Here is a 17,189-nt window from a genome sequence, read left to right as displayed (position 1 = left end):
GGCGGTGGGGGCCCTCCCCCGCTCAACCCCCGCACCCGCACCCGCAGGCCTACGGCTCGAACTTGTACCCCAGCCCCCGCACCGTCACCAGATACCGCGGCGCCCCCGGATCCGGCTCGATCTTCGCCCGCAGCCGCTTCACGTGCACGTCGAGCGTCTTGGTGTCACCGACGTAGTCCGCCCCCCACACCCGGTCGATGAGCTGCATCCGGGTCAGCACCCGACCCGCGTTCCGTAGCAGCATCTCCAGCAGGTCGAACTCCTTCAGCGGCAGGTCGACCTTGGTGCCGCCCACGGTCACCACGTGCCGGTCGACGTCCATCCGCACCGGCCCGGCCTCGAGCGCCGCCGGGGCGACCTCCTCCGGCTCCCCGCGCCGCCGCAGCACCGCGCGGATGCGGGCGACCAGCTCCCGCGAGGAGAACGGCTTGGTGACGTAGTCGTCGGCCCCTATCTCCAGGCCGACGACCTTGTCGATCTCGCTGTCCTTGGCGGTCACCATGATGACGGGGACGTTGGAACGGCCGCGCAGCTGGCGGCAGACCTCGGTGCCCGGCAGCCCGGGCAGCATCAGGTCCAGGAGGACGAGGTCGGCTCCGTTGCGCTCGAACTCGTCGAGTCCGTCGGGCCCGGTGGTCGCGACGGCGACCTCGAAGCCCTCCTTGCGGAGCATGTACGACAGGGCGTCGGAGAAGGACTCCTCGTCCTCGACGACGAGCACTCGGGTCACGGAAGGACCTCCGGGGAGGGAAGCGTTTCGTACGCGGATGGATCGGAAGAGTGGGGGGATGGGTGGGACGCCCGTCCGGCCTCACCGTCGAGGCCTCGGGTGTCGTCCCGGTGGGGCGTGTCGTCCCCGCGGGACGTGTCGTCGTCCCGGTGGGACGTCTGGGGGGTGCGGTCGCGGGCCGCACGGGCCTCCGGCAGCCGCAGGGTGAAGGTGGAGCCCTGGCCCTCGGCGCTCCACACCGTGACCTCCCCGCCGTGCGAGGCGGCCACGTGCTTCACGATCGCCAGGCCCAGCCCGGTACCGCCGGTGGCGCGGGAACGGGCGGGGTCGACCCGGTAGAAGCGCTCGAAGACGCGCTCCTTGTCCTTCTCGGAGATGCCGATGCCCTGGTCGGTCACCGCGATCTCGATCAGGTCCCCGCCGGGCTGGGCGACCGCGCGGACCGCGATGCCCACACGGGTGCGGGCGGGCGAGTAGTTGACCGCGTTCTCGACGAGGTTGCCGAGCGCGGCGGCGAGCTGGCCGCGGTTGCCCCAGACCCGCAGGTCGTCGGTGCCCGCCGCGGCCATGGTGATCTCCTTGGTGCCCGCCGCGTGCCGGCAGCGGTCGATGGCCTCGGCGACCAGTTCGTCGACGCGCACGGGTTCGGCGTCCTCCAGCGGGTCGTCGTTCTGCACCCGGGAGAGGTCGATGAGCTCCTGCACCAGGTTGGTCAGCCGGGTCGCCTCGATCTGCATGCGCCCGGCGAACCGTGTCACCGCCTCGGGGTCGTCGGCGGCGTCCATCACGGCCTCGGAGAGCAGCGAGAGCGCGCCGACGGGGGTCTTCAGCTCGTGGCTGACGTTGGCGACGAAGTCGCGCCGCACCGCCTCGATGCGGCGGGCCTCGGTGAGGTCCTCGACGAGCAGCAGGACGAGCCGGGAGCCGAGCGGCGCCACCCGCGCGGACACCGCGAGGGCCTCGCCGCGTCCGGTCCCCCGGCGCGGCAGGTCCAGCTCGACCTGGCGTATCTCGCCGTCGCGCCGGGTGTCACGGGCCATCTGCAGCATGGGCTCCACGGAGAGCTTGCCACCGCGGACCAGTCCGAGGGCGTACGCGGCGGAGCTGGCCTTGACCACGCCGTCGGCCTCGTCGAGGACGACGGCGGACGAGCGCAGCACGGACAGGACGGTGTCCACCCCCGGCGGAAGCACCGGGTCCGTGTGCAGGGAGGTGCGCGTGGGGCGCCGCTGTTCGCGCTCGCTGAAGCGGAAGGCCAGCATGGCGATGACGCCGGTGAGCACTCCGGCGATCGCCGCCACTGCGGCGACCGCCGCGTTCACGTCCATGTGACCAGGTTAGGCATGACGCGGGCGGTGCCCACAGCCGTCGGAGGGCGAGCTCGAACACTCGTCGCCCAGAGTTCACCTTGGAGCCAGGGGCGGTTCACGTGAGGGGCCGGAATCGGACGCGTACGGGACGGAACGTGGGAGCGTGGGGAGGAGCCCCGGCCCCTGAAGCCCGACGAAGACGCACGAGAGGAACCCTGATGCGGGACGCGTACCACGAGGAACTGGATTCGATCGGCGACGGTCTGGTGGAGATGGCCCGGCTGGTCGGGTCGGCGATCGGACGCGCCACGACGGCCATCCTCGACGCCGATCTGAAGCTGGCGGAGAGCGTGATCGAGGCCGACCAGAAGGTCGACGAGCTCCAGCACGAGCTGGAGGCGCGGGCCATCGCCCTGCTGGCCCGCCAGCAGCCGGTGGCGACCGACCTGCGGATAGTCGTCACCTCGCTGCGGATGTCGGCCGACCTGGAGCGCTCGGGCGACCTGGCCCAGCACGTGGCCAAGCTCGCCCGGCTGCGCTACCCGGAGCACGGGGTCCCGCGGGACCTGCACGCCACGATCCTGGAGATGGGCCAGCTCGCGCAGCGCCTGATGGCGAAGGCGGCCGAGGTGATCATCACCAAGGACGTCGACCTGGCGCTCCAGCTGGAGCAGGACGACGACGCGATGGACCTGCTGCACCGCACCCTCTTCCAGCACCTGATGGACGACCGCTGGAAGCACGGCATCGAGACGGCCGTCGACGTCACGCTGCTGGGCCGCTACTACGAGCGCTTCGCCGACCACGCCGTCTCGGTCGCCAAGCGGGTGGTGTACCTGGTCACCGGCGAGCACGCGGACGAGATCCAGGCGGACCTGCAGCCGGAGATCCAGGCGGTGACGGGGGCGGAAGGGGCCTGATCAGGGGCGTGCCCGCGCGACGGGGCCCGGCGGGAGCGCGTACGGGCTTCGATGCGCCGTTGATGCGCCCGGCGGGGCGGACGTCCAATGGGGTCAGGTGTGCACAGGCGCCAGCCCCCGAGGAGGGACCCATGGCCGATTCCCCCAGCACGACGCCCGACCCCGCGCGGGAGCGGGAGACCGAGCAGCCCGCCGAGATCAGGAACCTCACCCTGATCGCCGCCTGCGGCTGCGGCTCGGGCTGCGGCTGCGGCTGCCAGTCGGGCAACCCGTGCCAGTGCGGCTGACCCCCCACGTGCGGAGGCCCCGGCGCCGATGAGGCGGATCCGGGGCCTCCGGCCCGCTCAGGACGTCTTGGCCCCGGGCACCGCCTCGACGACCGTCTCCCCGGTCTTCCCCGTGCCCTCCGTGTCCCCGGTCTCCCCCGTCTCGACGACCGCCGCTTCCTCCGTCCCCTCCGGCAGCCGGCGCATCAGCAGCCCGTACCCGAGGCCGGCCACCGTGCCGGTGACGGCGCACAGTCCCCACAGCCACGCGGACCCGAACCGGTCGATGACGAACCCCGCCATCAGGGGGGCGACCAGCGCGGCCACCGCCCAGGACATGGTGTACATGCCCTGGTAGCGCCCGCGTCCGTGCACCGGGGAGAGCCGCACCACGAGCCCGGTCTGGGTCGGGGCGTTGACGATCTCGGCGAGGGTCCACACGCACACCGTGAGGGCGAAGACGCCGACTGACCCGGCGAACGCGGTGAGGCCGAGGCCGTACCCGGCGAGCAGCGACGAGATCACCAGCAGCCGCCCGGGGTCCCGGTGCTCGATGAACCGGGTGACCGGAATCTGCAGCACCACGATGAGGACGCCGTTGACGGCGATGGCCATGCCGTAGTCGGCCGGCGTGAACCCGGCCTCGCCCATCGCGATGGGCAGCCCGACCGACGCCTGCTGGAAGATCAGCGCGATGAGGAACGACAGCCCGACGACCCCCATGAACCGCCCGTCCCGCAGCACGGTCCCCAGCCCCACGCCGTCCTCCCGCGCGGCGGCCTCCGCGCTGCGGACCGGCTTCGACTCGGGCAGCTTCAGGAAGACGACGACGGCGCACACCAGCGTCATCAGCGCCTCGATCAGGAACCCGGCGAGGTAGCTGTACTCGGCGATGAAGCCGGCCCCCGCGGAGGAGATGGCGAAGCCGAGGTTGATGGCCCAGTAGTTGAGCGAGAAGGCCCGGACCCGGTCCTCCGGCCGCACGATGTCCGCCATCATCGCCTGCACCGCGGGCCGGGAGGCGTTGGAGGCCATGCCGACGAGGAAGGCGACGGCCGCGATGGCGGCCGGGTCCCGCATGAAGCCGAGCAGCGCCACGGACAGGGCGGTGGCGGTCTGCGCCACCAGCAGGGTGGGCCGCCGCCCCAGCCGGTCGGTCATCACGCCCGCGCCCAGCGAGGAGATCACCCCGCCGAGCCCGTGCAGCGCGGCGACGAGACCGGCGTAGGAGGCGGAGTACCCCCGGTCGAGCGTGAGGTAGAGCGCCATGAAGGTGGCGACGAACGCCCCGAGCCGGTTGACGAGGGTGCTGATCCACAGCCACCAGAACGCGCGGGGCAGTCCCGAGACGGACTCGCGCGCGGCACGTCTCACTCCGGCGATCGACATGGGACCCCCCGTAGAACAGATGTAAGCAGCTTAAACCGCGAGCACACCTTACAAAATGGGGGAGCTCGGAGACCACTCGATAAACGGGTCCCGTCGGCCGTCCGCCCATCGGGCAGGGCGCGCGACCGCCGCGTGACGTCGATTACGCTCGGACACATGGCCGACGCACCGTACAAGCTGATCCTCCTCCGCCACGGCGAGAGCGAGTGGAACGAGAAGAACCTGTTCACCGGCTGGGTGGACGTCAACCTCACCCCGAAGGGCGAGAAGGAGGCGACGCGCGGCGGCGAGCTGCTCAAGGACGCCGGCCTGCTGCCCGACGTGCTCCACACCTCCCTCCAGAAGCGCGCGATCCGCACCGCGCAGCTCGCCCTGGAGGCCGCCGACCGCCTGTGGGTCCCGGTGAACCGCAGCTGGCGCCTGAACGAGCGTCACTACGGCGCCCTGCAGGGCAAGGACAAGGCGCAGACCCTCGCGGAGTTCGGCGAGGAGCAGTTCATGCTGTGGCGCCGCTCCTACGACACCCCGCCGCCCCCGCTCGACAACGACGCCGAGTACTCCCAGTTCTCCGACCCGCGCTACGCGACCCTCCCGCCGGAGCTGCGCCCGCGGACGGAGTGCCTGAAGGACGTCGTCGTCCGGATGCTCCCGTACTGGTTCGACGCGATCGTCCCCGACCTGCTGGCCGACCGCACGGTGCTGGTCGCCGCCCACGGCAACAGCCTGCGCGCCCTGGTCAAGCACCTCGACGGCATCTCGGACGCCGACATCGCGGGCCTGAACATCCCCACGGGCATCCCGCTGTACTACGAGCTCGACTCCGACTTCAAGCCGGTCACCCCCGGCGGCAAGTACCTCGACCCGGAGGCGGCCGCGGCCGCCATCGAGGCGGTCAAGAACCAGGGCAAGAAGAAGTAGGAGCCCACGAACAAGCCCCCTGCCTGCGGTTTCCCCGCCGGACGGGGGCTTTTCGCTGCCCCTGGGCCCTCGTTGGGGCACGCTCGGTCAGGAGCGGGGCTTCGCGAGGACATCGCCGGGCCGGAGGACGTCACAGCCCGCCCTCTCCATGAGGCTCACGGGGCCAGGCGTCAGCCAGCGCGAAGGAGACGACCGTCCCCCCGAAAGGGCGCGGCCCGGAGTGCCAGGACTCGGCGAGGGAGTCGACCAGGAACAGTCCGCGCCCGTGTGTGTCCACGCATGAGGGCCGCCCCGTCGAGGTCACCGAGATGACCCTGGACGCCGCCTCGTACGTCCTGGAGTACGGCTTCGACGCAAGCCCGGCGAACGCCCCGGCCGACGACTGAGCCACCACCTTCCTCACCGGCCCGACGCCCGCGCACGGCGCGGGTACACACTGCCTGCTCGGCACGCCGGCGACTGCTCCGGGACGGTCACCGTGTGAGTGCCGCTGCGGCGACGACTTCCGCCCGAGCTTCCAGAGGCCAGGTCCGCAACCGGCTGCAGAAGACTCCAGCTGCCCGAGCCGGGGCAGTACGAACGCGCCGGTGCAGGCGGCGTCTGTAGGATTCCCTTCATGGTGACTGCGACTGTCCGGGAGTGGGACGACGAAGAAGGATGGGGCGTGCTCGACTCCCCCGAGACCCCCGGCGGCTGCTTCGGCCACTTCTCCGACATCCAGGCGCCCGGCTTCCGCACCCTGTCGCCCGGACAACAGGTGGACCTCACGTGGGAGGCTCCGGGCTTCAAGCAGGATGGATACGACTACCGCGCGGTGAGCATCGTGCCCCGGCCTGCCTGACATCCGCACCCGACGTCAAAGACGTCGCCCGCTTGAGGTTCCCGGCGGCTCGCGTGGCGAGTCCTTGGAAGTCCGTGAGGCCGACGGGCCCGCCCCTGCTCGCGGGAGGCGGCCAGAACCGGCGGCAGCTCCAAGAGCCCGTAGGCGCGCGCCAATCGGTGTGTCCGTTCTGGCCCTGCTGCCGGCCCTCCTCGCGGCCTGGACCGCCCGCCGCGGCCGGACGGCCGACGGCGACGGGCGGTCGTCCGAGGAGACGGCGCCCTCCGCGCCTCGCACCCGCCAGCACAGCCCGTTACCGCTGCTCGACAGCCGACGACTCCACCAGCGCCAATCCCGGCCTCCCGCCACACGCCGCAACGACGTGCACAGAAAAGCCGATCACGGCCACCGTCAACCATCAGCCGGGACCGAAGTGTCAAGCATCTCCCGGGACCGGACATCAGACGACCGGGCTTCTCCGTTCGATCAACACGACGTCGCGCCAAGCGCCATGGTGTTGGCCGATGCGCTCGCGCGTACCGACGATGCGGAAGCCCGCCTTCTGATGGAGGGCGAGGCTGGCGGTGTTCTCAGGGAAGATGCCGGATTGGATCGTCCAGATCCCGGCGGTCTCGGTCGACCTGATCAGCTCGCGGAGGAGTGCAGCGCCGATGCCATGGCCGCGTGCGTCGGGGTGGACGTACACCGAGTGCTCGATGACGCCGACGTACGCGCATCGGTCGGAGACCGGTACGGCGGCGACCCAGCCGAGGACCCGGCCTGTGACGTCGAGGGCGACGTACCGGTGTTCCGGCAGCTTGGCGGCGTTGAACTCTTCCCAACCGGGAGCGGTGGTCTCGAAGGTGGCGTTGCCTTCGTCGGTGCCGAGTTGGTAGATCTCCAGGACCTGGTGGGCGTGCTCGGCCGCCATCGCGGTGATGCGGTACTCATCGGCCGTGCTCATGCTCGGCTCGCCGGGGCGATCTCGTCGACCAGGCCGCGGATGCGCTTCTCGATCTCGTCGCGGATCGGGCGGACCGCTTCGACCCCTTGGCCGGCCGGGTCGGGGAGCTCCCAGTCGAGGTAACGCTTACCGGGGAAGACGGGGCAGGTGTCACCGCAGCCCATCGTGATCACGACGTCGGACGCCTGGACAGCGTCGGTCGTGAGCACCTTGGGTACCTCGGCCGCGATGTCGATGCCCACCTCCGCCATGGCCGTGACGACGGCCGGGTTGACGTTGGCGGCGGGGGCGGAGCCGGCGGAGCGGACCTGGACGCGGTCCCCCGCGAGGTGGGTGAGGAAGGCGGCGGCCATCTGCGAGCGTCCGGCGTTGTGGACGCAGACGAACAGGACGGACGAGACGGCGGTGTCAGGCATGGGCGGCGTCCTTCTGGGGCGCAGGGGTGGCGGCTGGGGCGGTGAAGTAGCGGCGCGCGTACAGGGCGACGTGCACAAGACCGATCAGTACGGGCACCTCGATGAGGGGGCCCACGACGCCGGCGAGGGCCTGGCCGGAGGAGGCGCCGAAAGTGGCGACGGCGACCGCGATGGCCAGTTCGAAGTTGTTGCCCGCAGCGGTGAAGGCCAGCGTCGTCGCGCGTGGGTAGTCCAGGCCGACCGCACGTCCCAGGAACATCGATCCGGCCCACATGATCGCGAAGTAGGCCAGCAGCGGCAGGGCGATGCGAGCGACGTCGAGGGGCTGCGAGGTGATGGCGTCGCCTTGCAGGGCGAAGAGGATGACGATCGTGAAGAGCAGGCCGTACAGGGCGAAGGGGCCGATACGCGGGATGAGCTTGGCCTCGTACCAGGTGCGGCCCTTGGTCCTCTCGCCGATGCGACGGGTGAGGTAGCCGGCGGCGAGCGGGATGCCGAGGAAGATGAGCACGCTGCGGGCGATCTCCCACACTGAGACGTCCAGGCCGGTTCGTTCCAGGCCGAGCCAGCCGGGCAGGACGGAGAGGTAGAACCAGCCGAGCGCCGAGAACGCGATGACCTGGAAGACGGAGTTCAGGGCGACCAGGACGGCGGCGGCTTCACGGTGGCCACAGGCGAGGTCGTTCCAGATGATGACCATGGCGATGCAGCGCGCCAGACCGACGATGATCAGGCCAATGCGGTAGGCGGGCAGGTCCGGCAGGAGCAGCCAGGCCAGGGCGAACATGAGCGCCGGGCCGATGATCCAGTTGAGCAGCAGAGACGGCAGCAACAGGCGGCGGTCGCGGGTGACGGTGTCGAGGCGGTCGTAGCGGACCTTGGCCAGCACCGGGTACATCATCACGAGCAAGCCCAAGGCGATCGGCAGGGACACCCCCGTCACGGTCACCTTGGCCAGCGCGTCGCCCAGGCCCGGAACCGAGCGGCCCAGGCCCAACCCGGCAGCCATGGCGGCAAGGATCCAGGCGGCGAGGTAGCGGTCCACGAAGGACAGACGCCCCGCTACGGTCTGTTCAGGAGCAGCAGTACTCACGAAGCGGCTCCGGACGGCGCGCTGCGGTCAGGCAGAGGCTCACCCATGGGGCGGGTCAGGATGCTCGCCAGCCGGTCAGTCATCTCCGGGACCAGCCGGTAGTAGACCCAGGTGCCGCGCCGTTCACAGTCGATCAGACCGGCTTGCCGCAGCAGCTTCAGGTGATGCGAGATCGTCGGCTGGGACAGATCGAAGGCCGGGGTCAGGTCACAGACACACACCTCACCGCCCGGCCGCGAGGCGATCATCGACAGCAGGCGCAGCCGCACCGGATCACCCAGCGCCTTGAACACCCTCGCCAGCTCCACGGCCTGGCCCTCGTCCAGGGGAGCGGTCAACAGCCCTGGGCAGCAGGTCCCGGACTCGTCGGTCCGGCCGAGCACCACCACATCTTGATTCGACATGGTTCTATGTTGACATCCTTCGATTCAGCGCGCAATGTTGTATCGACGGACATCGAAACAACCGGATGGGAGCCCTGCCATGTCCCGCGCTCAGCTCGCCCTGCGTGTCAGTGACCTGGAAGCGTCGATCACCTTCTACTCGAAGCTGTTCGGCACCGAACCGGCCAAGCGGCGCGAGGGCTACGCCAACTTCGCCATCACCGAGCCCCCGCTCAAGCTCGTCCTCATCGAAGGCGAGCCGGGCGAGGAAACCCGACTGGACCATCTCGGCGTCGAGGTCGAGTCCACTGACCAGGTCACGGCAGCCACAACCCGCCTCAAGGACGCCGGCCTGGCCACCTTCGAGGAGAACGACACCTCCTGCTGCTACGCCCTCCAGGACAAGGTGTGGGTGCACGGTCCCGGAAAGGAGCCCTGGGAGGTCTACGTCGTGAAGGCCGACGCCGACACCCTCGGCAAGAGCGCCGACCCCCACGCCACCGGCGACGGCTGCTGCACCAGCCAGGCCGCCGAGGAGACGCCGAGCGCCGCGGGCTGTGCCTGCGGCTGAGGGAGTGCAAGGAACGAGTGGGAACGGGCCCCGGCTGCTGTCGGGGCCCACTCGCGCCGGCGTGCCCTGCGACAGTCACAGGACGCAGCGTTGGGCTACGGATCGGAAGCTCCGTGCCACCGCCGTGCCAGATCGTACGGGGACGCACGGGGAACAGCGGGAAAGAGTTCGCTGGCCAGGTCGACCGCCTGGGCACTCCGCCGCAGGCCAGCTCAGCAGCAGCCCACGAGTAACCGGAGCCTTCCAAGCTGAGGACTCAGGCGCCGCTATCACGTCCCGACCGCCGTGGCTTGCTCTGGTCGACGGCATTGGCGTGGTGAGGTCGGTGGGGGTACAGCGGGGCATACGCGCGCCTGGTCGGTCGGCGTGCCCGCCATCGTGGCTGGCTGTCGTCGGCTGGGGTTCGTGCCACAACCGTGCCGCACACAGGGGTCAGTCACGGTTGACACCAGCGTTATGCCCGAGGGTGGGCGCGCACGGACAAAGCGGCCCGGCCCGCCTGCCCGGCTCGGCCGTCCGGTGGTCGGTCGGGGCGTGGTCAGGGCTCGGGGGAGTCCGGCTCCGGTCGTTGCCTCGCCTCGGCCCGGGCTCCCGCGTCGCGGAGGGCCGTGGCGGCCGCCTCGGCGTCTTCCTGCGGCACGCCGGCGAGGATCACGGCGGGTACCCGTGTCGCCAGAACCTTGCTGTGCCAGAGGCTCAGTCCCGTCAGTCGCCGTACGACCCGGGCGACGTCCAGCGTGCGCATGCCGGGGTCGGTGAGCACCACGTCATGCGGCACGTCGTCGCACACCAGCAGGACGTACTCGTCGGCCATGACTCCCCCCGTCCGTCGCCGGCCCCGGGGACGGCGGCCACCGCCTCGCAGGTGCACTCCCGGCCGGGGACTGCCCGGCTCCTCCGGAGCACACCGAAGCACGGCCGGTGCCGCGGCGTGTGACGACGCCTCCGGTCAATCGGGTCGACACCCGTTCCGAGGCGCGGCAGACTCCTCGCGATGACTCGACGAACCGACACGCCTCCCGCATGGGACGAGCGTACGCAGCTGATCACCTTCCTGGACTACGCCCGGGACACCGCGCGAGCCAAGTGCGAGGGCGTGTCCGCCGAGGACGCCCGCAAGGCCCCGCTCCCGGGCTCACCGCTGATGACGCTGTGCGGGCTGATCAGCCATCTGCGGTGGGTCGAGTACTACTGGTTCCAGGTGGTGTTCCTGGGCGAGGAGCTCGCGGGGCCGCTCGCCGAGGCGACGGACGACGATCCCGACCCTGAGATGCGGACGGCGGTCGACATCCCGCTGCCCCGGCTTCTCGCCGAGTACGAGGAGCAGAGCGCGCGCTACCGCCGCCTGGTGTCGGAGCACGACCTGGACTCGACGGCCGAGCGTCCCATCAGCGACGGCCGCCACGTCGACCTCCGGTGGGTGATCCTCCACCTCATCGAGGAGACGTCCCGTCACAACGGCCACCTCGATGTCGTGCGTGAGCTCGTCGACGGGCGGACCGGCAGCTGAACGAGCCCGTCAAGCCTTCGGACCGGTGCGCGCGAAGAGGCAGAACGGGTGGCCCGCCGGGTCGTACAGGACGCGCACGTCGCGGTCGAGGCTTCATGCGGTACTGCTGCCCGCTACCGGAACATGGACCGCGACTGGGAGGACCTCGCCGCCCTCGACGGCGCCCCGGTCACCCAGCCGTCGCTGTTCGTCGGCGGCGGCCTGGACGCCTCCACGACCTGGCCGGCCGGCGCGATCGAGGCGTACCCGGTGACCCTGCCGGGGCTGGTCTCCTCCCACGTGCTCGACGGCTGCGGCCACTGGATCCAGCAGGAGCGCCCCGACGAGGTGAACCGGCTCCTCACCGAGTGGCCGGCCGCGCTGTGACCCGGGCGTCGTTGTGACCCGGGCGTCGTGGGGGGGCCGCACGACAGCACCCTCACGGCGCGGCGGCGGTCAGGCGCAGGCGCGGGTCCGTCCCGTTCGGATACCACCACGGGCTGTGGTCGCCGGCGGCCAGGTGGTCGATCGCGACCAGGGTGTCCGAGGCCGTCTTGCAGCGGGGGTGGCGGGCGGCGAAGGCGGCGACGCGGGGGCGCTGGGTGGGGAGCCAGGCGGCGATGACCCCGGGGTCGCCGTCGTACCACCAGGTGAAGTCGAAGTCCTCCCAGAGCAGGTCGGTCGCCCAGCCGAAGGCGAGGCGGACCAGGCCGGCGTCCGCCGCCGGGCCGGTGAGGGCGGCGAGGTGGTCCAGCCAGGGCCGCAGGTCGCCCGTCGCGTGCGCGATGCCCTCGACCAGGTCCGTGACGTCCCCCGGGGGCCGGCCGTCGGTCAGGGCGACGGCCAGCAGCGCGCGGAACGCCTGCTCGACGGCGGCGCGTTCGGGTGCGGGCCAGTCGGCCAGTCCGGCGCCGTGACCGGCCAGGTGGCCGATCTCCAGGTCCACATCGGTGCTCCCGCCCCCCGGGCCCCAGTAGCGCAGGGCGTGTGGCAGGAGGCGGCGCCACAGGACGGGGTACTGCTCCTCGTCCCAGTGGCTCACGGTCTCGCGCAGGAAGTGGCCGAGGACGTCCTCGGGCACGGCGGCGGGGTCGCCGCCGAGCAGGACCAGCTCCGACTCGGGGGTGCAGTACGTGCAGCCGTCCACCGGGCGGTCGAGCGCGGGGGGCGACGCGAAGACGCGGTCGGCTTCGGCGAGGGCGTGGCGCCACATCGCGCACGGGTCGGCGAAGACGGCACGGGGATCGGACATGTCGGCCTGCCACGGGGACTCCGCACGGGGTGCCCGGCGAAGAGCGCGACGTTACCAGCCGCGGGCCCCGCCGTCCTCACTACGGTCACGCCATGGACCGGGTGGAGCGGGCCGCGGGGTCGCGGCAGGGGAGCAGGGGCGGGGTGCGGGCCCCGCACAGGCCGTTGCCGCTGCTGTCAGTACGCCCTCGGCCGCTTCCGGCGGGACGGCGGCGACGAGCCGGCGCACAGGGCCGCCCCCTCCTCGTCCCCGGCCGGGCGCGGCCCCCGTGGCGGCCGTCCACCGCACCCGGCACACCGACCAGGTGTCCAAGGGCGGGCCGCTTCCGGTCGGCTCGGCCGGGTGGGCGGGCCTCACGGGTGCATCCGCGCGCCCTTCAGGACCTTGTCCACCGCGTTCCTCGGGCCGTGGACGGACAGGCCGACCAGGTCCAGGTCGGCCGTGCCCACGGCGCGGACCGCCGCGCGGTTGGCCTCGTCGTGGCCCGTGGCGAACAGGTCGGAGGTGAAGACCGCGCGCGGGAGGGCGCGGGTCAGGGCGCGCGCGTGGGCCGCCTTCAGCACCTCCTTCGTGCCCTGGAAGACCAGGACCGGCTGGCGGAACATCGGCAGGTACGGCACGTCGTCCGCGTCCGCGTAGGGTTCCCCGACCAGCTCGGGGAGCCGGGTGCCCACTCCGCTGACCAGGAACGCGGTGACGTTGAGGCGCTGCCAGGGCTCCAGGTCCTCGCGCAGCAGTACGGCGATCTTCGTGTCGAAGCGAGTGCTCATGCCCCGAGACTGCCGATCCGGCCGCACCGGTGTCTTGTACGTTCTTTGCATGCCCGCAGACCGCCCCGAGCGGGCCGTGTCCGCCTGGCGGCCCCGTGTTCCGGGCGTCGTCGAGGTGTTCCACGCCCGCTTCACCGAGTACGCGTACCCGATGCACGTCCACGACGCCTGGACGCTGCTCATCGTCGACGACGGCGCCGTGCGGTACGACCTCGACCGGCACGAGCACGGCACCCCGCACGACACCGTGTCCCTGCTGCCGCCGCACGTCCCCCACAACGGGGCCCCCGCCACCCCCGGCGGCTTCCGCAAGCGGGTGCTGTACCTCGACGGCCACCACCTCGCCGACGGTCTCATCGGGGCCGCCGTCGACCGGCCCGACCTGCGCGACCCGCTGCTGCGGCGGCGCGTCGGGCAGGTGCACTCCGCGCTCGTGCGGCCCGGGGACGAGCTGGAGGCCGAGAGCAGGCTGGCGCTCGTCGGGGAGCGGCTGCGGGAGCACCTGCGGTCCCGGGACGTCCTCGGCGCGCCCCGGCGGGACCCCGTGCTGGCGCGGCGGCTGCGGGAGCTGCTCGACGAGCGGGTCGTGGAGGGCGTCGGCCTGGCGGAGGCCGGCGAGGCGCTGTCCGCCCACCCCGCGCACCTGGTGCGGGCGTTCAGCGGGGCCTACGGCATCGCGCCGCACCAGTACCTGATGTCCCGCCGGGTCGGCCGCGCCCGGCGGCTGCTCCTGGAGGGGCGGTCACCGGGCGAGGTCGCCGTCGCCACCGGGTTCTACGACCAGGCGCACCTCACCCGGCACTTCCGCAGGCTGGTCGGGGTCACGCCGGGCCGGTACCGGGCGGGCGGCCGGTGCCGGCCCGGTGGAAGCGGGCCACCGGGCCGGGACGACGGCGGCGGTGCCGCCGCGCGTCACTTCACGTCGACGTAGTCGCCCGCCGCCGTCGCGCCGCCCGTCGTGGACGTCTCGCCGAACGTCCAGCGCCAGTAGCCGTCGGTGGTGGCCTTCACGGTGGTCTTCAGGGAGCCCGTGGAGTTCGCCCGCGCGGTCTTGACCGTGGTGTAGGTGCTGGTGCCCGCCTTGCGGAACTGGAGCTTGGCCAGCTTGTCCCCGTAGCCGACGTACGCCTCCCTGCCCCAGTCGGCGCGGGTCAGCTTGCCCGTCACGGTGAGCGTCCCGTTCTTGGCGACCGGTTCCGGCGAGGCGTTGACCGTGGCCCGCGCGGCGCGCTTGACCTGGACCGTGCCGAGGCCGGTCAGGGTCTCCTCGGCCTTGAGCTTGGTCTCGGTGGCCCAGAGGCGGACGTTGACCGCGATCTTCCAGGTGGTGGCGTCCTTGGTGGAGTCCAGGGTCCAGCGGGGGTCGATGTAGAGCTCGCCCTCGACGTTGGCCGAGCCGGGGGTGTCGTCGTAGTAGGTGACCTGGGCCGTGCGGATGCCGCTCTCCGCGCCCTTGACGGCCGTGGTCTCGTGGTACAGGTGCGGGAACGCGGTGATGTCCCTGGAGGTGTAACCCGCGGGCCAGGTCATGCGGAAGCTGACGCTGGGGAACTTCTCCTCGGAGACGCCCACGACGATGGGCTTGCCCTTGTTCACGACCACGTTCGACACCGTGACGCCGGTGTCGGCCGCCCGGGCGGGCGTCGCGGTGAGCGTCCCGAGGGCGAGCGCTCCGGTGAGCGCGGCCATGAGGGTGGATCTGCCTGTGCGCATGCACGTCTCTCTTCATGCACGGGACCCCCGAGTCCGGGGTCCGGATCGCGGCAGATTAACAGCCCGTCACCGTACGTCCGTTCGAGGCCCGTGCGGTGACCTGCGCGGTCGTCAGCCGTCCGAGGGGCGCCGCAGCAGGTGCGTGAAGGCGTCCAGGTTGCGGGTGGACTCCCCGCGCGACACCCGCCACTCGTACTCCTTGCGGATCGCCGAGGCGAATCCCAGCTCCAGGAGGGTGTTGAAGCTGCCGTCGGCGGCCTCCAGGATCTGGCCGAGGAGACGGTCGAGTTCCTCCGGGGTGACGGCGGAGAGGGGCAGTCGGCCGGTGACGTAGATGTCGCCGAGCGGGTCGACGGCGTAACTCACGCCGAAGAGCTTGAGGTTGCGCTCCAGGAGCCAGCGGTGGACGCCCGCCTCGTTCTCGTCGGGGTGACGGATGACGAAGGCGTTCAGGGAGAGCGTGTGCCGGCCCGCGATCAGGGACACGGTGGTGGAGAGCTTGCGGGTGCCGGGGAGCTTCACCACGTAACTGCCGGGCGCGGGACTCTCCCACTCCAGCTCGGCGTCCTTCAGGACGTCCTCGATGACCCGCGTCGCCTCCACCGCCTTGTCAGCCATGCTGCGAGCGTACGCGACGGCGGTGGGTCTGGGCGGCGGCCGTGTAGACGTCGGCCGTGGCCGCGGCGGCGGCGTCCCAGCCGAAGGACCGGGCGTGCCGGGCGGCGGCCTCGCCCATGCGGTCGGTGAGGTGCGGGTGGTCGGCGAAGTCGCGCAGCACGCGCGCGTAGGCGTCGGGGTCGTGGCCCTGGACGAGGAATCCGGTGTCCCCGTCCCGTACGGCCACCGGGAGGCCGCCGACCGCGGCGGCGAGCACCGGGGTGCCGGCGGCCTGCGCCTCTATGGCGACCAGTCCGAAGGACTCGCTGTAGGACGGCATGACGAGGACGGAGGCCGCGCGGAACCAGTCCGCGAGCTGCTCCTGCCCGACGGGCGGGTGGAACCGTACGACGTCGGTGATGCCGAGCCGGGCGGCGAGCTTCTGCAGCCCCTCCGGCTTGGCGAGGCCGCTGCCGCTGGGGCCGCCGACCACGGGGACGCAGAGGCGGGAGCGCAGCTCGGGACGCTCGCCGAGCAGGGCGGCCACCGCGCGCAGCAGCACGTCGGGGGCCTTGAGGGGCTGGATGCGGCCGGCGAAGAGCGGGATCAGGGCGTCCTGCGGGAGGCCGAGGCGGGCCCGCGCGGCGGCGCGGCCGTCGGCCGGGCGGAAGCGGGCCAGGTTGACGCCGGGGTGGACGACGGCGACCTTGCCGGGGTCGGCCGCGTAGTGCCGGACGAGTTCGCCCGCCTCCTCGGCGGTGTTGGCGATCAGCCGGTCGGCGGCGTTGACGATCTGGGTCTCGCCGATGACGCGGGCGGCGGGCTCGGGCGTGTCGCCGTCGGCCAGGTTGGCGTTCTTGACCTTGGCCATGGTGTGCATGGCGTGCACCAGGGGGACGCCCCAGCGCTGGGCGGCGAGCCAGCCGACGTGGCCGGAGAGCCAGTAGTGGGAGTGGACCAGGTCGTAGTGGCCGGGGCGGTGGCGGGCCCAGGCCTGCATCACGCCGTGGGTGAAGGCGCACAGCTGGGCCGGCAGCTCCTCCTTGGCGAGGCCCTCGTAGGGGCCGGCGTCGACGTGCCGGACGAGGACGCCGGGGGCGAGTTCCACGGTGGGCGGGAGGGCGGCGGCGGTCGCGCGGGTGAAGATCTCGACCTCGATGTTGAGCGCGGCGAGGCGCTGCGCGAGCTCGACGATGTAGACGTTCATGCCGCCCGCGTCGCCGGTGCCCGGCTGGTGGAGCGGGGAGGTGTGCACGGAGAGCATGGCCACGCGGCGGGGCCTGCGGTGCAGCCGCAGCCGTGGGGACGCGGCGGGGGAGCGCCGCCCGAGCCTCGCGATGTACTGGCTCACGTGGCGTTCCTCCTCGCAGCGGGCATGACGGGCGGAGGGTGTGCGGCCCTCGGCGGCGTCAACGCCGGAAAGCCGCCTTCCCATTCCGGACGGCCTCCCCGGTTCGGGGTTTTACCGAATCATTGCCGAACGTCGCTCAACCGTTCGAGGGTGGGTCGCGTCACTCACGGCGGCGCGGCTGCCGGGTACCCGCATACTCGTCCCTATGCCAGTCCGCGTCCCCTCCCTCCCCCGCCC

20 protein-coding genes and 2 pseudogenes are annotated in these 17,189 nt (G+C 72.0%); 9 read left to right on the top strand and 13 right to left on the bottom strand.

The features are described 5' to 3' along the window. Positions 1 to 49: 49 nt before the first annotated feature. Both phoP and phoR read right to left on the bottom strand, forming a co-directional pair. The gene (phoP, locus tag ABTY20_RS11290) at positions 50 to 730 is read right to left on the bottom strand and encodes a two-component system response regulator PhoP (RefSeq protein WP_030829297.1); all 681 of its coding nucleotides are present in this window, start codon (positions 728 to 730) and stop codon (positions 50 to 52) included. Continuing rightward, positions 727 to 2,058, bottom strand: a complete 1,332-nt coding sequence (gene phoR / locus ABTY20_RS11285) for a two-component system sensor histidine kinase PhoR (RefSeq protein ID WP_351996726.1) — start codon at positions 2,056 to 2,058, stop codon at positions 727 to 729. Before phoR ends, phoP begins: the two co-directional genes overlap by 4 nt. Positions 2,059 to 2,258: 200 nt before the next feature. Between phoR and phoU the strand changes: the two genes are divergently transcribed. Together phoU and ABTY20_RS11275 are read left to right on the top strand one after the other, a co-directional pair. Further along, positions 2,259 to 2,960, top strand: a complete 702-nt coding sequence (gene phoU, locus ABTY20_RS11280; protein ID WP_351996725.1) for a phosphate signaling complex protein PhoU — start codon at positions 2,259 to 2,261, stop codon at positions 2,958 to 2,960. 131 nt (positions 2,961 to 3,091) lie between these two features. After that, the gene (locus ABTY20_RS11275; protein ID WP_167353487.1) at positions 3,092 to 3,247 is read left to right on the top strand and encodes a hypothetical protein; all 156 of its coding nucleotides are present in this window, start codon (positions 3,092 to 3,094) and stop codon (positions 3,245 to 3,247) included. A 57-nt stretch (positions 3,248 to 3,304) separates the two neighbouring features. On the opposite strand, the gene ABTY20_RS11270 is transcribed toward ABTY20_RS11275, so the two are convergent. Beyond that, positions 3,305 to 4,615 carry an MDR family MFS transporter gene (locus tag ABTY20_RS11270; protein ID WP_351996724.1) on the bottom strand — a complete coding sequence of 437 codons (1,311 nt, stop codon included), beginning with the start codon at positions 4,613 to 4,615 and terminating at the stop codon, positions 3,305 to 3,307. A gap of 156 nt (positions 4,616 to 4,771) precedes the next feature. On the opposite strand from ABTY20_RS11270, the gene ABTY20_RS11265 reads away from it, so the two are divergent. The 3 genes and pseudogenes from ABTY20_RS11265 (at position 4,772) to ABTY20_RS11255 (ending at position 6,374) form a co-directional block, all read left to right on the top strand. Next, the gene (locus ABTY20_RS11265; RefSeq protein WP_351996723.1) at positions 4,772 to 5,533 is read left to right on the top strand and encodes a phosphoglyceromutase; all 762 of its coding nucleotides are present in this window, start codon (positions 4,772 to 4,774) and stop codon (positions 5,531 to 5,533) included. A gap of 275 nt (positions 5,534 to 5,808) precedes the next feature. After that, a pseudogene (locus tag ABTY20_RS11260) lies at positions 5,809 to 5,919 on the top strand (GntR family transcriptional regulator); the annotation flags it as partial. 230 nt (positions 5,920 to 6,149) lie between these two features. Continuing rightward, the gene (locus ABTY20_RS11255; RefSeq protein WP_351996722.1) at positions 6,150 to 6,374 is read left to right on the top strand and encodes a cold-shock protein; all 225 of its coding nucleotides are present in this window, start codon (positions 6,150 to 6,152) and stop codon (positions 6,372 to 6,374) included. Between the two features lie 439 nt (positions 6,375 to 6,813). Here ABTY20_RS11255 and ABTY20_RS11250 read toward each other — a convergent pair whose 3' ends face one another. From ABTY20_RS11250 to ABTY20_RS11235, 4 genes are read right to left on the bottom strand one after another with little or no spacing between them, the layout of a single operon-like run. Further along, on the bottom strand, positions 6,814 to 7,317 hold the full coding sequence (locus ABTY20_RS11250) for a GNAT family N-acetyltransferase (protein WP_351996721.1): 504 nt from the start codon (positions 7,315 to 7,317) through the stop codon (positions 6,814 to 6,816). After that, complete coding sequence (locus ABTY20_RS11245; RefSeq protein ID WP_351996720.1) at positions 7,314 to 7,733, bottom strand: arsenate reductase ArsC; 420 nt, start codon at positions 7,731 to 7,733, stop codon at positions 7,314 to 7,316. The genes ABTY20_RS11250 and ABTY20_RS11245 overlap by 4 nt, the downstream gene beginning before the upstream one ends. Next, positions 7,726 to 8,826: an ACR3 family arsenite efflux transporter gene (arsB, locus tag ABTY20_RS11240; protein ID WP_351996719.1), complete on the bottom strand. Its 1,101-nt coding sequence runs from the start codon at positions 8,824 to 8,826 to the stop codon at positions 7,726 to 7,728. Before arsB ends, ABTY20_RS11245 begins: the two co-directional genes overlap by 8 nt. Then, a complete protein-coding gene (locus ABTY20_RS11235) occupies positions 8,823 to 9,230 on the bottom strand; it encodes an ArsR/SmtB family transcription factor (protein WP_351996718.1) in 408 nt (135 codons plus the stop codon). Before ABTY20_RS11235 ends, arsB begins: the two co-directional genes overlap by 4 nt. A 79-nt stretch (positions 9,231 to 9,309) precedes the next feature. On the opposite strand from ABTY20_RS11235, the gene ABTY20_RS11230 reads away from it, so the two are divergent. Beyond that, positions 9,310 to 9,780 (top strand): ArsI/CadI family heavy metal resistance metalloenzyme, encoded by a 471-nt coding sequence (locus ABTY20_RS11230; RefSeq protein ID WP_351996717.1) that lies wholly within the window; start codon positions 9,310 to 9,312, stop codon positions 9,778 to 9,780. A gap of 538 nt (positions 9,781 to 10,318) precedes the next feature. Here ABTY20_RS11230 and ABTY20_RS11225 read toward each other — a convergent pair. Next, positions 10,319 to 10,594, bottom strand: a complete 276-nt coding sequence (locus tag ABTY20_RS11225; RefSeq protein ID WP_351996716.1) for a ribosomal protein L7/L12 — start codon at positions 10,592 to 10,594, stop codon at positions 10,319 to 10,321. Between the two features lie 180 nt (positions 10,595 to 10,774). On the opposite strand from ABTY20_RS11225, the gene ABTY20_RS11220 reads away from it, so the two are divergent. Both ABTY20_RS11220 and ABTY20_RS11215 read left to right on the top strand, forming a co-directional pair. After that, entirely contained in the window at positions 10,775 to 11,290 is a 516-nt protein-coding gene (locus tag ABTY20_RS11220; protein ID WP_351996715.1) for a DinB family protein, read from the top strand. A gap of 6 nt (positions 11,291 to 11,296) precedes the next feature. Next, positions 11,297 to 11,656: pseudogene (locus ABTY20_RS11215) on the top strand (alpha/beta fold hydrolase); the annotation flags it as partial. 52 nt (positions 11,657 to 11,708) lie between these two features. Here ABTY20_RS11215 and ABTY20_RS11210 read toward each other — a convergent pair. Beyond that, positions 11,709 to 12,521 carry a hypothetical protein gene (locus ABTY20_RS11210; protein WP_351996713.1) on the bottom strand — a complete coding sequence of 271 codons (813 nt, stop codon included), beginning with the start codon at positions 12,519 to 12,521 and terminating at the stop codon, positions 11,709 to 11,711. 353 nt (positions 12,522 to 12,874) lie between these two features. Next, on the bottom strand, positions 12,875 to 13,342 hold the full coding sequence (locus tag ABTY20_RS11205) for a DUF2000 family protein (protein ID WP_351996712.1): 468 nt from the start codon (positions 13,340 to 13,342) through the stop codon (positions 12,875 to 12,877). Here ABTY20_RS11205 and ABTY20_RS11200 point away from each other — a divergent pair. Continuing rightward, positions 13,341 to 14,222: a helix-turn-helix domain-containing protein gene (locus ABTY20_RS11200; RefSeq protein WP_351996711.1), complete on the top strand. Its 882-nt coding sequence runs from the start codon at positions 13,341 to 13,343 to the stop codon at positions 14,220 to 14,222. The two genes, ABTY20_RS11205 and ABTY20_RS11200, sit on opposite strands and share 2 nt — an antisense overlap. Here the strand turns inward: ABTY20_RS11200 and ABTY20_RS11195 are convergent. The 3 genes from ABTY20_RS11195 to mshA form a co-directional block, all read right to left on the bottom strand. Further along, a complete protein-coding gene (locus ABTY20_RS11195; RefSeq protein ID WP_351996710.1) occupies positions 14,204 to 15,004 on the bottom strand; it encodes a hypothetical protein in 801 nt (266 codons plus the stop codon). The two genes, ABTY20_RS11200 and ABTY20_RS11195, sit on opposite strands and share 19 nt — an antisense overlap. Before the next feature lie 111 nt (positions 15,005 to 15,115). Next, on the bottom strand, positions 15,116 to 15,622 hold the full coding sequence (locus tag ABTY20_RS11190) for a type III secretion system chaperone family protein (RefSeq protein ID WP_351996709.1): 507 nt from the start codon (positions 15,620 to 15,622) through the stop codon (positions 15,116 to 15,118). Then, positions 15,615 to 16,952, bottom strand: a complete 1,338-nt coding sequence (mshA, locus tag ABTY20_RS11185; RefSeq protein WP_351996708.1) for a D-inositol-3-phosphate glycosyltransferase — start codon at positions 16,950 to 16,952, stop codon at positions 15,615 to 15,617. Before mshA ends, ABTY20_RS11190 begins: the two co-directional genes overlap by 8 nt. Between the last annotated feature and the right edge of the window lie 237 nt (positions 16,953 to 17,189).

This window comes from Streptomyces sp. NPDC126497, from assembly GCF_040302425.1.
Lineage (GTDB): Bacteria > Actinomycetota > Actinomycetes > Streptomycetales > Streptomycetaceae > Streptomyces.
The sequence above is the reverse complement of the archived record's forward strand: the minus strand, read 5'-3'. Positions and strand labels throughout refer to the sequence as shown.

Excerpts from the sequence above, each read along its gene's own strand:
- ABTY20_RS11255 (WP_351996722.1), top strand. The coding sequence starts at position 6,150 with ATGGTGACTGCGACTGTCCGGGAGTGGGACGACGAAGAAGGATGGGGC.
- ABTY20_RS11265 (WP_351996723.1), top strand. The coding sequence starts at position 4,772 with ATGGCCGACGCACCGTACAAGCTGATCCTCCTCCGCCACGGCGAGAGC.
- phoR (WP_351996726.1), bottom strand. The coding sequence starts at position 2,058 with ATGGACGTGAACGCGGCGGTCGCCGCAGTGGCGGCGATCGCCGGAGTG.
- ABTY20_RS11250 (WP_351996721.1), bottom strand. The coding sequence starts at position 7,317 with ATGAGCACGGCCGATGAGTACCGCATCACCGCGATGGCGGCCGAGCAC.
- ABTY20_RS11195 (WP_351996710.1), bottom strand. The coding sequence starts at position 15,004 with ATGCGCACAGGCAGATCCACCCTCATGGCCGCGCTCACCGGAGCGCTC.
- ABTY20_RS11225 (WP_351996716.1), bottom strand. The coding sequence starts at position 10,594 with ATGGCCGACGAGTACGTCCTGCTGGTGTGCGACGACGTGCCGCATGAC.
- ABTY20_RS11205 (WP_351996712.1), bottom strand. The coding sequence starts at position 13,342 with ATGCAAAGAACGTACAAGACACCGGTGCGGCCGGATCGGCAGTCTCGG.
- ABTY20_RS11235 (WP_351996718.1), bottom strand. The coding sequence starts at position 9,230 with ATGTCGAATCAAGATGTGGTGGTGCTCGGCCGGACCGACGAGTCCGGG.
- ABTY20_RS11230 (WP_351996717.1), top strand. The coding sequence starts at position 9,310 with ATGTCCCGCGCTCAGCTCGCCCTGCGTGTCAGTGACCTGGAAGCGTCG.
- phoU (WP_351996725.1), top strand. The coding sequence starts at position 2,259 with ATGCGGGACGCGTACCACGAGGAACTGGATTCGATCGGCGACGGTCTG.
- ABTY20_RS11200 (WP_351996711.1), top strand. The coding sequence starts at position 13,341 with ATGCCCGCAGACCGCCCCGAGCGGGCCGTGTCCGCCTGGCGGCCCCGT.
- ABTY20_RS11210 (WP_351996713.1), bottom strand. The coding sequence starts at position 12,521 with ATGTCCGATCCCCGTGCCGTCTTCGCCGACCCGTGCGCGATGTGGCGC.
- ABTY20_RS11220 (WP_351996715.1), top strand. The coding sequence starts at position 10,775 with ATGACTCGACGAACCGACACGCCTCCCGCATGGGACGAGCGTACGCAG.
- ABTY20_RS11245 (WP_351996720.1), bottom strand. The coding sequence starts at position 7,733 with ATGCCTGACACCGCCGTCTCGTCCGTCCTGTTCGTCTGCGTCCACAAC.
- ABTY20_RS11270 (WP_351996724.1), bottom strand. The coding sequence starts at position 4,615 with ATGTCGATCGCCGGAGTGAGACGTGCCGCGCGCGAGTCCGTCTCGGGA.
- ABTY20_RS11275 (WP_167353487.1), top strand. The coding sequence starts at position 3,092 with ATGGCCGATTCCCCCAGCACGACGCCCGACCCCGCGCGGGAGCGGGAG.
- ABTY20_RS11190 (WP_351996709.1), bottom strand. The coding sequence starts at position 15,622 with ATGGCTGACAAGGCGGTGGAGGCGACGCGGGTCATCGAGGACGTCCTG.